General features: G+C 46.7%; 10 protein-coding genes. 4 read left to right on the top strand and 6 right to left on the bottom strand.

The window, feature by feature from the left end; all coding sequences use genetic code 11:
• Both Q3W13_RS10510 and Q3W13_RS10505 read right to left on the bottom strand, forming a co-directional pair.
• Entirely contained in the window at positions 1 to 2,319 is a 2,319-nt protein-coding gene (locus Q3W13_RS10510) for a PSD1 and planctomycete cytochrome C domain-containing protein (RefSeq protein ID WP_302863558.1), read from the bottom strand.
• 201 nt (positions 2,320 to 2,520) lie between these two features.
• Positions 2,521 to 3,240: a FadR/GntR family transcriptional regulator gene (locus Q3W13_RS10505; RefSeq protein ID WP_302863556.1), complete on the bottom strand. Its 720-nt coding sequence runs from the start codon at positions 3,238 to 3,240 to the stop codon at positions 2,521 to 2,523.
• Between the two features lie 146 nt (positions 3,241 to 3,386).
• Between Q3W13_RS10505 and Q3W13_RS10500 the strand changes: the two genes are divergently transcribed.
• The 3 genes from Q3W13_RS10500 to selD all read left to right on the top strand — a co-directional run bounded on the left by Q3W13_RS10500 (position 3,387) and on the right by selD (position 6,468).
• The gene (locus Q3W13_RS10500; RefSeq protein ID WP_302863555.1) at positions 3,387 to 4,298 is read left to right on the top strand and encodes a metallophosphoesterase; all 912 of its coding nucleotides are present in this window, start codon (positions 3,387 to 3,389) and stop codon (positions 4,296 to 4,298) included.
• 93 nt (positions 4,299 to 4,391) lie between these two features.
• Positions 4,392 to 5,447, top strand: a complete 1,056-nt coding sequence (mnmH, locus tag Q3W13_RS10495; RefSeq protein ID WP_302863554.1) for a tRNA 2-selenouridine(34) synthase MnmH — start codon at positions 4,392 to 4,394, stop codon at positions 5,445 to 5,447.
• Positions 5,428 to 6,468, top strand: coding sequence for a selenide, water dikinase SelD (gene selD / locus Q3W13_RS10490; protein WP_302863553.1), 1,041 nt, complete (start codon positions 5,428 to 5,430; stop codon positions 6,466 to 6,468). The genes mnmH and selD overlap by 20 nt, the downstream gene beginning before the upstream one ends.
• Before the next feature lie 74 nt (positions 6,469 to 6,542).
• On the opposite strand, the gene Q3W13_RS10485 is transcribed toward selD, so the two are convergent.
• The gene (locus Q3W13_RS10485; RefSeq protein ID WP_302863552.1) at positions 6,543 to 7,586 is read right to left on the bottom strand and encodes an NAD(P)-dependent alcohol dehydrogenase; all 1,044 of its coding nucleotides are present in this window, start codon (positions 7,584 to 7,586) and stop codon (positions 6,543 to 6,545) included.
• A gap of 192 nt (positions 7,587 to 7,778) precedes the next feature.
• Positions 7,779 to 8,204 (bottom strand): SRPBCC domain-containing protein, encoded by a 426-nt coding sequence (locus Q3W13_RS10480; RefSeq protein ID WP_302863550.1) that lies wholly within the window; start codon positions 8,202 to 8,204, stop codon positions 7,779 to 7,781.
• A 194-nt stretch (positions 8,205 to 8,398) separates the two neighbouring features.
• Here Q3W13_RS10480 and Q3W13_RS10475 point away from each other — a divergent pair, with 194 nt between their 5' ends.
• The gene (locus Q3W13_RS10475) at positions 8,399 to 9,217 is read left to right on the top strand and encodes a helix-turn-helix domain-containing protein (RefSeq protein ID WP_302863549.1); all 819 of its coding nucleotides are present in this window, start codon (positions 8,399 to 8,401) and stop codon (positions 9,215 to 9,217) included.
• A 127-nt stretch (positions 9,218 to 9,344) separates the two neighbouring features.
• Here the strand turns inward: Q3W13_RS10475 and Q3W13_RS10470 are convergent, their stop codons facing one another.
• On the bottom strand, positions 9,345 to 11,636 hold the full coding sequence (locus tag Q3W13_RS10470; protein WP_302863548.1) for a GH92 family glycosyl hydrolase: 2,292 nt from the start codon (positions 11,634 to 11,636) through the stop codon (positions 9,345 to 9,347).
• Positions 11,637 to 11,779: 143 nt separating this feature from the next.
• A complete protein-coding gene (locus Q3W13_RS10465; RefSeq protein ID WP_302863547.1) occupies positions 11,780 to 13,102 on the bottom strand; it encodes an APC family permease in 1,323 nt (440 codons plus the stop codon).
• Positions 13,103 to 13,152: the final 50 nt, after the last annotated feature.

Genomic DNA, 13,152 nt, shown 5'->3' with positions numbered 1-13,152 from the left:
TCAGGTTTTTGTTATCGCTTCCTCTAAGTTATAAATTGTGTCCACAGTTTTCATCATCGCTGCCAGCATCACTTTATCCAGATCCTGGGGTACGGGGTATTCCCCTACAGCCAATACTTTTTGCGCGTCTTTTTTATCCAGCGTTTTTAGTTGGTCTGCGTAATAACCTGTTAATATTCCCAGTTCTTTTTCGTTCGGTGTCCGGCACATAATCAGCCTGAAAGCTTTGGTGATTTTGGCTTTTGTTTGGCTATTATCTTTAAGCAGCTTGGCGGCCAATACCCTTGCCGCTTCCAGCACAGTTGGATCATTTTCCATCAGCAGGGCTTGCAGCGGTGTATTGGTTCGTAGCCGTTTTACTTCGCATTGATCACGGTTGCTGGCATCAAAAATGGCCATTTCAACAGGCGGAACAGTTCGTTTAATTAGCGTGTACATACCCCGGCGATATAGGTCGGGGCCATGTACCTGTTTATAGGTGGCCAATATGCCGCGGCCTGATGTGGCGTTTTCCCACAAGCCCGGCGGCTGGTATGGGTTCACGCTCGGGCCGCCGATAGTTGGATTCAGCAATCCGCTGCTGGCCAGCACCAGGTCGCGCACCAGTTCGGCAGGCAACCTGTATCTCGGACCGCGCGCCAATAAATTGTTGTCCGGGTCGAGCTTTAATTTGTCCTTAGTAATAACCGCCGACTGCCGGTACGTAGCCGACATCACCATCTGTTTCACCAGCCGTTTCATATCCCAGCCATGGGTCATAAAATCAACCGACAGCCAATCCAGTAATTCGGGATGCGTAGGCAGGTCACCCTGCATGCCGAAATCACCCGAGCTTTTGACTATGCCTTTCCCGAACAACTCCTGCCAGGTTTGGTTAACAAAAACACGGGCAGTGAGCGGGTTGCGCTTGTCGAACAGCCATTCAGCCAAACCAAGGCGGTTTTTTGGTAATCTGTTATCAAAAGGCATGATGGATGCTGGAGTTCCAGGCTGTACTTCGTCGCCATGGCTGTCGTAATTGCCGCGTTTCAATACGTACGTTTTGCGGTAAACTTCGCTGTCGCCCATCACCGAAACAATCAGTTTTCCTGTGTCTTTTTTATTTATAAATTTCAGGATACTTTTTACATCGTCGTTTGATATCTGCATCATCGGCCGCTTGGCATAAGTTTCGGGGCCGCCTACGGTTGATTGCAAGCCTGCTTCTTTCACGCTGTTAAAGAATGCAAAAACCTGGTAATATTCCTTTTGCGAGAATGGGTCGTACTTATGGTCGTGGCAGTGTGAGCATTCCAGTGTAACGCCCAGCAAGGCCTTGCCGAAGGTATTGGTGCGGTCGGTAACATAAGCCACACGGTACTCTTCGTCAATTACACCGCCTTCCTCGGTGATTTTGTGGTTCCGGTTAAAGCCTGTTGCCAGCAATTGTTCTTTGGTGGCATTGGGCATCAAATCCCCGGCGAGCTGCCAGGTCACAAATATATCATAAGGCAGGTTTTCGTTATAGGCATGTATTACCCAGTCGCGCCACGGCCATTGTGTGCGGTAGTTGTCATCCTGGTACCCGTGCGAATCTGCATAGCGGGCTACATCCATCCAATGTAAAGCCATTTTTTCGCCATACGCAGGCTTCTTCATCAGCTCATCCACCATCTTTTCATAGGCATTTGGGCTATAGTCTGCCAGGAAACGGTTTTGCATTTCGATGGTGGGCGGCAGACCGGTTAGGTCCAGGCTAAGACGTTTCAGCAAATGTTCTTTATCTGCTTCTGGATTGGGCTTTAAACCATACTGCTCCTGTTTTTTCAGGATAAAATTATCTATCGGGTTCTTTGCCCAATCTTTGTTATCAACCTCCGGCACAGGCCATGATTTTGGCGGCACAAAAGCCCAGTGCTTTTCATATTTCGCACCTTGCTTTATCCATTTTTTAATCAAATCTACCTCGTGCGGGGTAAGTCGCTTCAGATTTGAATTTGCCGGCGGCATCACATCAGCAGTGTCGTTAGTAGAAATGCGGCGGAATAGCTCCGACATTTCAGGGCTGCCGGGAACGATCACATGGGCATTGGGATTATCCTGCAATGCCTTATAAGCGCTCGCCGGGTTATCAAGCCGCAGGTTTGCCTGTCTTTTGCCTGCATCCGGGCCGTGGCATTTGTAACATTTGTCTGAGAGGATTGGGCGGATATTGAAGTTGTAGCTTACCGTATCCGGCATCTGGTCATCAATATTTGCCGGCGAATTATGGCAGGCATTCAACGCAACGGCCACAAAAACCGCACATAAAAACGCCGGAAAATAGTATTTCAGCCGCATAGTTAATCAATAATGAGTACTCAGTTGGTTTATAATGGAAGTTAAAGTTAAGCAAATAAATGTTAACTAAACAGCAATTAATTTTTTTGAGGGATTATTGAAACAAGTTTGTTACAAGTCGGAGGTCGCCGGCATCAGCCATTCAGTCCCAGGTGGGGCTGGTTTAATAGATATGCACCCGCGAAATACTTAAGATTAAAATCATCTCGTTATCTGCCCGGTTATTTTGCCGCTCCAGTGCCAGGCCATCCTGGGATCTTCCCGTAATACGCTATCGAAAAGCTTGTGGTGGGTGTCGGGAAGGTTTTTAAAATAGGTCGTGTCTTCATTCGCGGCCAGAAGATCCGCCTTTAACTGTATTGCAAATTGTTTATAAAGATCAGCCAGTATATCATTTTTCGATGCTTCGGCCAGCACGATATAAAAATTTACATGTGCATCTATACATTCCTCCACCAGGTTATCATTGGCGGCCTGCGTACGTTTTTTCAGGAAATGCTCCAGTTTAGAAATATCGTTGCCAGTACGGTTCATCGCTGCTTTTTCCGAAATCTTCATTTCGAGTATTTCGCGTACTTCATCGATATTTTTAGGCGAAGCCCGTTTCAGCCGCTGGCCTAGCGGTTCGTTAATACCGGAGTTCTCTTCAACAAACGTACCGATACCCTGCTGCACGCGCAGGAAGCCGGAGTTAACTAAAATTTTTACCGCTTCGCGGATGGTCGAACGGCCAACGCCAAAGGCCTTCATCAGCTCTGATTCAACAGGAAGTTTCTGGTTTACTTTATAGCCGCCTTTTAAAATTCGCTCCTGTAATTTGGCAGCAACTTCATCGGCTAGTGATTTACGGGGAATTGGGACAATGTTAGGGCTCATCGTATCATCTGATGAACGTAAATATACGGCAATCAGGAGCAGCATACAATAATTACAGCGTTATGTTTGTATTAATTTTGTTTCAAATTAAAATTTTCAGACATTTTTTCCGAAAACCCAATCCATTCATGCTTAGGTAATGTCAGGTTTATTCTGTATCGCTATTTTCGCATTGGAAAATGAATCTACCTATGCAAAGAAAATCATTCCTGAAAAGCCTTGGCGGTTTAATGTTGGTTCCCGCATTGCCATTTAAAAGCACTGCCGCCAATAGAGAGCGTGTTTTAAGGCTCGCCCATTTGACCGACGTTCACCTTAAAAACAAATGGGATGCGCCTGCCCGCTTTGCTAAATGCTTGCACCATGTTCAGCAGCAGCCGGGTATCGACCTTATCCTGAATGGCGGCGACGTGGTATTCGATATCAATAAAGAAAATTTAAGCACCATAAACGACCAGTGGACGTTATGGCATTCAACTATGAAAAATGAATGCAGCTTGCCGATGCATTATGTGTTGGGCAATCACGATATCTGGTGGAACGAAAATGATAAAGGGCAGGCAATTTACGGGAAAAAGTATTCCATGGACCAGCTTCAGCTAAAATCGCCATGGTACAGCTTCACTAAAAGTGGTTGGAAATTCATCATGCTGGACAGTGTTCACCTCGACATTGATAACACATGGTATATTGGTAAGCTCGGCGATGAACAGTTTAATTGGCTACAAAATGAATTGCAGCACACCCCTGCAAACATGCCGGTATGCGTATTGTCGCACATTCCCATTCTATCCGCTACTTTAATGGTAGATGACATAGCCGACGGCGCCAACAAATGGGAAATACTTGGTGGCGATATGCATACTGACGCCAACAAAATTGTCGATCTGTTTTACAAATATCCCAACGTAAAACTATGCCTGAGCGGCCATATTCACCTGCGCGATAAGGTAGTTTACAACGGCGTAACCTATATATGCAATGGCGCCGTAAGCGGTGCCTGGTGGGAAGGCAACAAGCGCCAAACGGCGCCCGGCTACGGTTTGATTGATTTGTATGAAGATGGAAGCTTTGAAGAACAATATGTTAATTATGATGTGTAGCCGGTTTGAGTTTTGCAGCCGGCAATAGTATGGCGCTGTATTATATCTGGAAGTAAGAAAAAAACTGACGTATATTTATAGCCTCGAAAGCAAATGACGCGGCAAATAACAATAAATGATTTCATGCAATTAAGCAATCCGGTTGCGTTAATTGATGTTCGTACACCTGCCGAGTTTGCGCAGGGCCATGTTCCCGGTGCATATAATATCCCGCTGTTTAGCAACGAAGAACGGGTGCAGGTTGGCACCACTTATAAGCAGGTTGGCCGCGAACAGGCTATTTTGCTCGGCTTTGATTTAACCGGGGCCAAATGGTCAGGCTTTATCAAACGGGCGCTCGAAATTGCGCCGGACAAAAAAGTAGCCGTGCACTGCTGGCGGGGCGGTATGCGCAGCGGCGCCATGGCCTGGGCATTGGGACTGTATGGTTTTGATGTACTGGTGATTTCCGGCGGTTATAAAAGTTACCGCCGCTGGGCGCACACGCAATTCGAAAAGAATTACCACCTCTGCGTACTCGGCGGTATGACGGGGTCCGGTAAAACCAGGATTTTAAAGCAGCTTGCCGGTATAGGCGAACAGGTTATTGACCTGGAAGATCTTGCACAGCACCAGGGCTCGTCATACGGCAGCATGAACAAGCTGGTGCAGCCCACGCAGGAGCAATTTGAGAACGATTTGGCCTCCCGTTTATCGCGTATGGATTACTCTCGCCCTATTTGGGTCGAAGATGAAAGCCTAACCATAGGCGTAAGGGCAATTCCAAATAGCTTTTGGCGGCAAATGCGCGACGCTGCTCTGATTAATTTGGTAGTGCCTGTTGAGCAACGTATTGCTGCACTGGTTGAGGAATACGGCAGGCTTGATAAAGAGTTTTTGATAACCTGTACCGACCGTATCCGCAAGCGGCTGGGCCCGGAACAAACGAAAAATGCCATCATTGCCATTGAAGAAGGCCGAATGGCAGACTTCATCCGGACGGTACTTTATTATTACGATAAAACGTACCTTAACGGCCTGCAAAAACGGCCTGCCGAAAAGGTTTTTTCACTGAACATTGGCTGCTCGAACGAAGCAGAGGACGCACGGGCCGTTTTAAATTTCGCTAATCAAATACAAACACCTGTTAATGGACACAACGGAGATTAAACTCACACAATATTCACACGGCGCAGGCTGCGGTTGTAAAATCAGTCCTGCTATTTTAGATAAGATATTACACAGCCCCATTGCCGCAGCACCTGATGCCCGTTTGCTGGTAGGCAATGATAAACGCGACGATGCTGCCGTACTTGATTTGGGCAACGGCACAGCGTTGATTTCAACAACCGATTTTTTTATGCCGATTGTGGATGACGCGTTCGACTTTGGCCGGATTGCATCCGCTAACGCGATAAGCGATGTATACGCCATGGGTGGCAAGCCTGTTTTGGCTATCGCGATACTGGGCTGGCCAATAGAAAAGCTGGCCCCAGAGGTTGCGCAAAAGGTTCTGGAAGGCGCCAGGGCTGTTTGTGCCGAGGCTGGCATAACGCTTGCTGGCGGCCACAGTATTGACTGTCCGGAGCCGGTGTTCGGGCTGGCAGTAAATGGTATGGTTAATATCGCGCAGCTGAAGCAAAATTCAACAGCTACCGCCGGATGCCGCCTGTATTTAACCAAAGCGCTGGGGGTAGGCATTCTGTCGACTGCACAGAAGCGAGGGCTGCTGAAGCCGGAAGATGCGGCCATCGCCCTGAAAAGTATGACCACCTTAAACAAAGCCGGCGAGCGCTTTGCAGCGATGGACGGCGTTAAAGCGCTTACCGATGTAACCGGTTTCGGTTTGCTCGGCCATCTTTCTGAAATGTGTGAAGGCAGCGGCGTAGCGGCAGTCATTGGGTTTCATAAAGTGCCTGTGATCTCGTCACTCCCATATTACCTTGAACAAAAATGTTTTCCTGGCGGAACGCAGCGCAACTGGAACAGCTACGGCCACAAAATAGGCCCGCTTACCGATGAGCAACGCTATATTCTTGCGGACCCGCAAACCAGCGGAGGCTTGTTGGTTGCCGTTGAAGAAGACTATTGTGATTCCTTTGAACAATTGCTGACTGATCTGGGGCTGAATTCAACCTCTTTTGGCAGATTAACGGGGCCGGGTGGTGGTCCGTTGATAACGGTTGAGTGAATACCGATAAGGCAGACTTTAACAAAAGCGCCCGCAACAAACACGGGCGCTTTCAAATCATAAAAAATTTTCGCTTAAAGCGTGGCCATGTTAATCACAAAACGATATTTCACATCGCCTTTTTCCATACGCTCGTAAGCTGCGTTAATGTCTTTAATATCGATCATTTCGATATCAGAAACGATGTTATGCTCTGCGCAGAAATCCAGCATTTCCTGGGTTTCAGCAATACCGCCGATGCTTGAACCCGCGACACTTTTACGGCCACCAACTACAGCGAAAGGCGCGATTTCCATCGCTTTGGAAGGAAGGCCCACGCAAATATGCGTGCCGTTGGTCCGCAGCATGCCGAGGTACATATTAAAATCGTGTTCGGCTGATACCGTGTCGAGAATAAAGTCGAACGAATTTGCAGCTGCTTTTACCTGCTCTTCATCGGTAGTTACCACAAAGTGATGTGCGCCAAGTTTCTTTGCATCCGCCTCTTTTTTAGGCGATGTACTTAATACGGTAACATCGGCTCCAAAAGCAACGCCGAATTTAACGCCCATATGTCCTAATCCGCCAAGGCCTAATACGGCGAGTTTGGTGCCTTTACCCACTTTCCAATGCCTTAAAGGTGAATAGGTCGTGATTCCGGCGCAAAGCAATGGTGCTACAGCAGCAAGGTCAAGTTTTTCGGATACATGCAGCACGAAATCTTCATTTACTACAATTGTATTGGAATAGCCACCGTATGTTGGTGTTACTTTGTCCTGCTCCGTGCTGTTATAGGTATACGAACCGCCGTTAAGACAATACTGCTCGAGGTCGCTTTTACAGTTTTCGCACACGCGGCACGAGTCAACCAAGCAGCCGGTACCGGCCAGGTCGCCAACTTTAAATTTGGTTACATGGTCGCCCACCTTTACCACGCGGCCCACAATTTCGTGACCCGGAACCATCGGAAATATGCCGGGGAACCAGTCGTTGCGTATCTGGTGCAGGTCAGAATGGCAAACGCCGCAATATAAAATATCAAATTGCACATCGTGCGGACCCACATCGCGACGTTCGAAGGTCCACGGGGCCAGGGGAGTTTGCTCGTTTTGAGCAGCATAAGCTTTAGTTTCGATCATCTGGAAGTTTTTAAATAGTGAGATAGTACCGGGAGTAAGTGGTTTCCCTTCTGCAAATATACATGGGTGTTATTAACATGTAATGTTCAACCATCAAATATTTGTCAGGATAGTGTATTAATTACGCTTGAGCCGGGAGCCCTGGTCGCCTGATAAAACCTCGGCTAAAGACTTCTGAATCAGAAATCCAGATTAATTCGCCTCAACGTATTTCTTAAAATTATCAAGTATAGCCTGCCAGCCGCCTTTCTGCATTTCAAGTGAGTTTTGGTTTTCGGGCACAAACTCTTCTGTTACATTAGTCGTTTTGTTATCGCCAGAGAATTGAACTTTAACCCAACGTCCGTCCGGCATCGCATACTCCATCAGGGCAAGTTCTTCAACCTTGCTGTAAACACCTTCAAAATCAAAGCTAAAGCTGCCGTCTTTTGCAGCCATGGTTGTTTTGAATTTTCCGCCTGTACGCGGGTCGTTATCGGCGTAAGGAGCATGCCAGTCATCTGACGCGAAGGCCCATTGCGTAATGTGTTCGGGGTTCGTCCAAAATTCCCATACTTTTTCAACGCCGGCATTTATAATTGCTGCTACCGTGATCGTGTTGTTTTGTTCAGTTGCCATGTATGGTGTTCTTAATAGCTATAGTTACCCCGAAGTTAAAAGGAAAACGTTACCCCGATGCAAAAAATTTAAAATTCATTCTACACTTTTAATTCCTCAATCTTGTTCCGTTTTGTACAATTTTACCATAGTCCTCAGCTGTAGCTTTGTGATACAAAAACTAATAACCCATATAAAAACCGTAACTTCAACTTATGGAATTTAAGGAATTTCTTCCATCTGATATTTTAAAGCCCTATGTGAGGCATTACTATATCTTTGAATCTGACGCAGACATAGCGTTTGACGACACCGTTTTCCCCAGCGGGGATATGGAAATGATATTCAATCTCGGTTCCGGCGAATGGCAGTCTGCAGTAAAAGATAAATTCCTGAAAACACCTCCTATAGAGCTATGGGGACAGATCACTAAGCCGCTCGCCATCAAATCAAAAGGGAAGCATACTATGCTGGGTATAAAGTTTTTTACCCACAGCGCGGCGTATTTTTTTAACGACGAACTGGGTATATTCAATAACCAGGTTTCCGATACCGGCGATATCATTGGCCGCCCGGCGAAGCAATTGCACAATCAGTTATTGGAGGCCAAAAGTGCCGAAAGGAGAATTGGCCTGGTAGAATTGTTTTTATTAAAGCAGTTGGTCGGCAGTGAAAAAAAGTCTTTCAAAATCAATAAAGTTGCGCATATTTTAAACAGTATTAAGCAAAATGCAGCTGAGGCTAATATAAGCTATATCGCTTCTAAGCATAACATCACCGCGCGTTACCTTCAGCAATTGGTCTACAGGCATACAGGCCTTACGCCAACATCGTTTAATAAAATCAACAGGTTCCAGCTCGGACTTAAGCTTATCGCCAAAAACCAGCATCCGTTAACCTCAATTGCTTACCAGTGCGGCTATTTCGACCAGTCGCATTTTATACGCGATTTTAAAAGCTTTACGGGTGTTACACCGTCTTCATATTTGCAGCACACTACACCTGTAAACCAGTTGCTGCAGCCGGTAAGGTAAAGCTTTTATCGGCGTAAAATATTCAAGGCCAATTCGGCCGTTGCTTCATAGGAGCAAAATAAAGGCAGGAAAGCATCCCGGAAAAGCGCTATATGGAGTTGTTACTTAATCAACCATTCACTACTAACTAACGGTGCTTCGCACCCATCACAAACGTAATCTCGCCGCCGTTCATAATATCGGCATGGGTTAAAAAGTATGTATTGAGCGGTTTGCCGTTCAGCATCATTTTCTGGATATAAACGTTTTTATCGCTTTGGTTCTTTACGTTTACTGTAAAGGTTTTGCCATCGCCAACTTGTATTATGGCGTGATTAACTGCCGGGCTGCCAATTGCATATTGATCGCTTCCCGGCGCAACCGGGTAAAAACCAAGCGAACTGAAAATATACCATGCGCTCATTTGGCCCGTATCATCGTTGCCACCCAAACCGTCAGGGGTTGGTTTATACATCTTCGGCAATATCATACGGATTTTTTCCTGAGTCTTCCAGGGCTTGTCAGTCCAGTCATACAGATAGGCTACGTGGTGCGAAGGCTCGTTGCCATGCACGTAGTTGCCGATAATACCGTCGCGTGTAATATCTTCTGTTTCTGCAAAATATTTGTCAGGCAGGTTAAAGCTGAACAGGCTATCCACATACGACACAAAGCGCTTATTGCCGCCCATCGTTTTGATCAGGCCGGCAGGATCATGCGGAACATACAGCGTATAGTTCCAGGCATTGCCTTCAATAAAGCCCTGGTTGATGGTTGTCAGCGGATCGAATTTTTTGCGAAAGGTGCCATCGCTCAATTTGGGGTGCATAAAACCGGTTTTCGGGTCGTATACGTTTTTCCAGTTTTGCGAACGTTTAATAAAATCATTGTAAATATCCATCCGGTTCAGCTTCTTAGCCATCTGGGCGATACACCAGTCGTCATACGCATACTCAAGTGTGGATGATACCGACACACCGTTCTTATCGTCAGGAATATAGCCCATATCCATATAGTAGCCTATACCCTCATAATCGCGGTGGTGCGCTGTAGCCACGCAGGCATCCAACGCCTTGTTGGCATCAAACGGCGCATTACCCTTTACCACGGCATCAGCAATTACCGACACACTGTGGTAGCCGCTCATGCACCAGTTCTCGTTGGCGCTGTTGCTCCAGATAGGCAGCATGTGCTCCGGGCTTTGGTCAAAATGAGCCATCATGCTTTGTATCATATCCGAGTTACGTTTCGGGTCGATGATATTAAACAGGGGATGCAATGCCCGGTGCGTATCCCAAAGGCTGAAGGTGGTGTAGTTGGTAAAGCCATCAGCTTTATGGATGTTTTGATCAAGGCCTTTATACTGTCCGTCAACATCCATATAGATGGTTGGGTTGATCATAGCATGGTACATCGAGGTATAAAAATCTACCTTTTCATCCTTGCCGCCATCAATCACAATTTTGTGCAGTTCTGCTTCCCATTGTGCCTGTCCGTCATTTTTCACCTTTTCAAAGTCCCATCCGGGTACCTCAGCCTGCATGTTTTTCAGAGCGCCGTCAATACTCACCGGCGACAAGGCAAACTTTATCTTAATTTTCTCGCCTTCTTCTGTCTTGAAATCAAAATAAGTACGCAGCTGGCGACCGGCTATCTCCGGGAAATTTTTCACATGGGCAAACTTGCCCCAGAAACCGCCATAAACTTCGCGCTTATCGAATTTCTTATACCCCATCTGGATGAATGGCTTGTTGAATGTCATAGCAAAATACAGGGTACGTGTGCGTGCCCAGCCATTGGTTAAACGGTAGCCAACCACTGTGCTGTCGTTTACCATGCGCAGGTAGGTCCAAACGTTTTTATCAGGATAATTATAGATACCTGCCATTAGATCAAGAATGATGTGGGCATTATCTGATTTTGGGAAAGTGTACTGGTGAAAACCAACGCGGGTGGTCGTAGTCATCTCGGCTATGATATTGCTGGCGTCCAGCTTCACCTTGTAATAGTTAGCCTCACTAACTTCGTTGGCATGAGAAAATGCCGAGCGGTAGCCGCTGCCGGGCTTATCTGCAGTGCCCGGGTTTAACATTACTTTGCCTATGGTGGGCATTATTAAAAAGTCGCCCAGGTCGCTATGGCCTGTTCCGCTAAAGTGGGTATGGCTAAAGCCTACGATGGTTTTGTCGTCGTACTGGTAGCCTGCGCAATACTTATAAACGTCGGGATTATATTTGCCGTTTAACTCATAGCTTGGTGTATCTGTTTCAGGGCTTAGCTGCACCATGCCGAACGGAACGGTTGCTCCCGGGAACACGTGCCCCATGCGCTGGGTGCCGATAATCGGCTTTACATATTGAATAAGGTTGTCGTTAGATTTTGTTTGTGCCTGTGCATATAGCGCTGCGCAACTGAAAAGTACGATCAGTATTTTCTTCATTTGATGTTAATGAGACAGTTAATGGCCAAATATAATTAAGATTGGATTAAGATTCGCAGGATTTAGGGATTTTAGGATATCGGATTGTTGTAAGGACGTATCACATACACCCATGCATTATGTAATGGGAACGCCAACATTTATCAGCTAAACGCCTTCTTCTTATGATGCGGCTTTCTCCAAATAACTATGCGCCACGCTAATTCCGCGCTCGATAAGGCAACCAACGCAAACACAGCCGCCCAAACCGCGTGCTCCTGCGAGGCAAATGCGCCGGCCATAGCTACGAAATAAACGGTAAAGGGCAAGGCTATCATAAAGAGAAGGCCGGGTATGCCCAGCGGTATTTTAAATGGGCGATGCATATTCGGCGAATGGAGCCGTAGTTTTACCAATGTGACATATTCCAGCGAGAGGCCGGCGCCATAAACCGTGACGTCGATAATGAGCAGATCAGCAAACGGCCATAATATCATCAGGCTTACAATAGCAGAGCAGATCAGTATCGATACATAAGGTGTTTCAAACTTTTTGTGTTTCCTGTTAAGGCCGTTGTGCAGCAGGTCGTCACCTGCCATAACCTGGGGCACGCGTGACACGGATAAAAGTACAGCTGCATAAATACCAAGGCTGCTGGCCATCCCTGCAAAAGCGATCAGGCCGCCCAGCCATTTGCCGCTTATAATTTCAGCAACTGCCGGGAAGCCCTTTTCTTCCAATATTTCAGTGCCAATGCCGGTTTGCTGGGTTACCAGTATCACCATCACATATAATAAAATAACCAGCACAAAGGATGTGAAGACCGAAACCAGGTACGATTTTACTGGTTTCTCTACCTCCTCGGCATAGGTGGTTACGTTATCCCAGCCCAGGCAGTTCCACATTACTGTATATAAAGCCATGCCGAATGATGAGAAAGGAATGCCTTTTACTGATGGCGACGGTATACTGACCGGCCCTGTGTGATGCGCGAAGAAAAGCCCGAACATCAGGATAAACGGCGTGAACACAATCGCTCCTAAAATCAGGGAGGTCCGGCCCACAGGTACAATGCCTAATATATTTAAACCAGCTGAAGCCCAGACCACGCAAAGACAGATAGGTATGCGATAGTCTGCCAGTACCGGGAAAAAATAAGAGGCATACAATACAAACAGGCCGGGATAAATGGCAAGGTCGACGAAAGTGTAGAGCCAGGTCCACCAGCCCTCAAAAAATCCCCAGCGGGTGCCAAGTGCGTGCTTAACCCATTTATAATAGCCGCCGGTTATGGGCATCATGCTGTTCAGCTCCAGCACAGTTAAAATGGCTGGCACATCCCATAACAAAGGCGTCACAATAAGCAGCAGCAAAGCCCCATGTTGACCGGCATAAGTGAGTAAAGGCTCGAGCCCGTAAGGCCCGCCCGAAACTGTGAAGAAAATGACCGCAATTAGTTGTACCGGCCTTAGTTTTCTTGTTGGCAAGGTTGCTGATATTAAGGCGGTAAAAATATTATATATGCTTTATATATGTT

It is taken from the genome of Mucilaginibacter sp. L3T2-6, from assembly GCF_030519355.1.
Classification (GTDB): Bacteria; Bacteroidota; Bacteroidia; order Sphingobacteriales; family Sphingobacteriaceae; genus Mucilaginibacter.
This window is presented reverse-complemented; position numbering and strand designations above follow the sequence as displayed.

Excerpts from the sequence above, each read along its gene's own strand:
- Q3W13_RS10510 (WP_302863558.1), bottom strand. The coding sequence starts at position 2,319 with ATGCGGCTGAAATACTATTTTCCGGCGTTTTTATGTGCGGTTTTTGTG.
- mnmH (WP_302863554.1), top strand. The coding sequence starts at position 4,392 with ATGACGCGGCAAATAACAATAAATGATTTCATGCAATTAAGCAATCCG.
- selD (WP_302863553.1), top strand. The coding sequence starts at position 5,428 with ATGGACACAACGGAGATTAAACTCACACAATATTCACACGGCGCAGGC.
- Q3W13_RS10470 (WP_302863548.1), bottom strand. The coding sequence starts at position 11,636 with ATGAAGAAAATACTGATCGTACTTTTCAGTTGCGCAGCGCTATATGCA.
- Q3W13_RS10505 (WP_302863556.1), bottom strand. The coding sequence starts at position 3,240 with ATGCTGCTCCTGATTGCCGTATATTTACGTTCATCAGATGATACGATG.
- Q3W13_RS10485 (WP_302863552.1), bottom strand. The coding sequence starts at position 7,586 with ATGATCGAAACTAAAGCTTATGCTGCTCAAAACGAGCAAACTCCCCTG.
- Q3W13_RS10500 (WP_302863555.1), top strand. The coding sequence starts at position 3,387 with ATGCAAAGAAAATCATTCCTGAAAAGCCTTGGCGGTTTAATGTTGGTT.
- Q3W13_RS10480 (WP_302863550.1), bottom strand. The coding sequence starts at position 8,204 with ATGGCAACTGAACAAAACAACACGATCACGGTAGCAGCAATTATAAAT.
- Q3W13_RS10475 (WP_302863549.1), top strand. The coding sequence starts at position 8,399 with ATGGAATTTAAGGAATTTCTTCCATCTGATATTTTAAAGCCCTATGTG.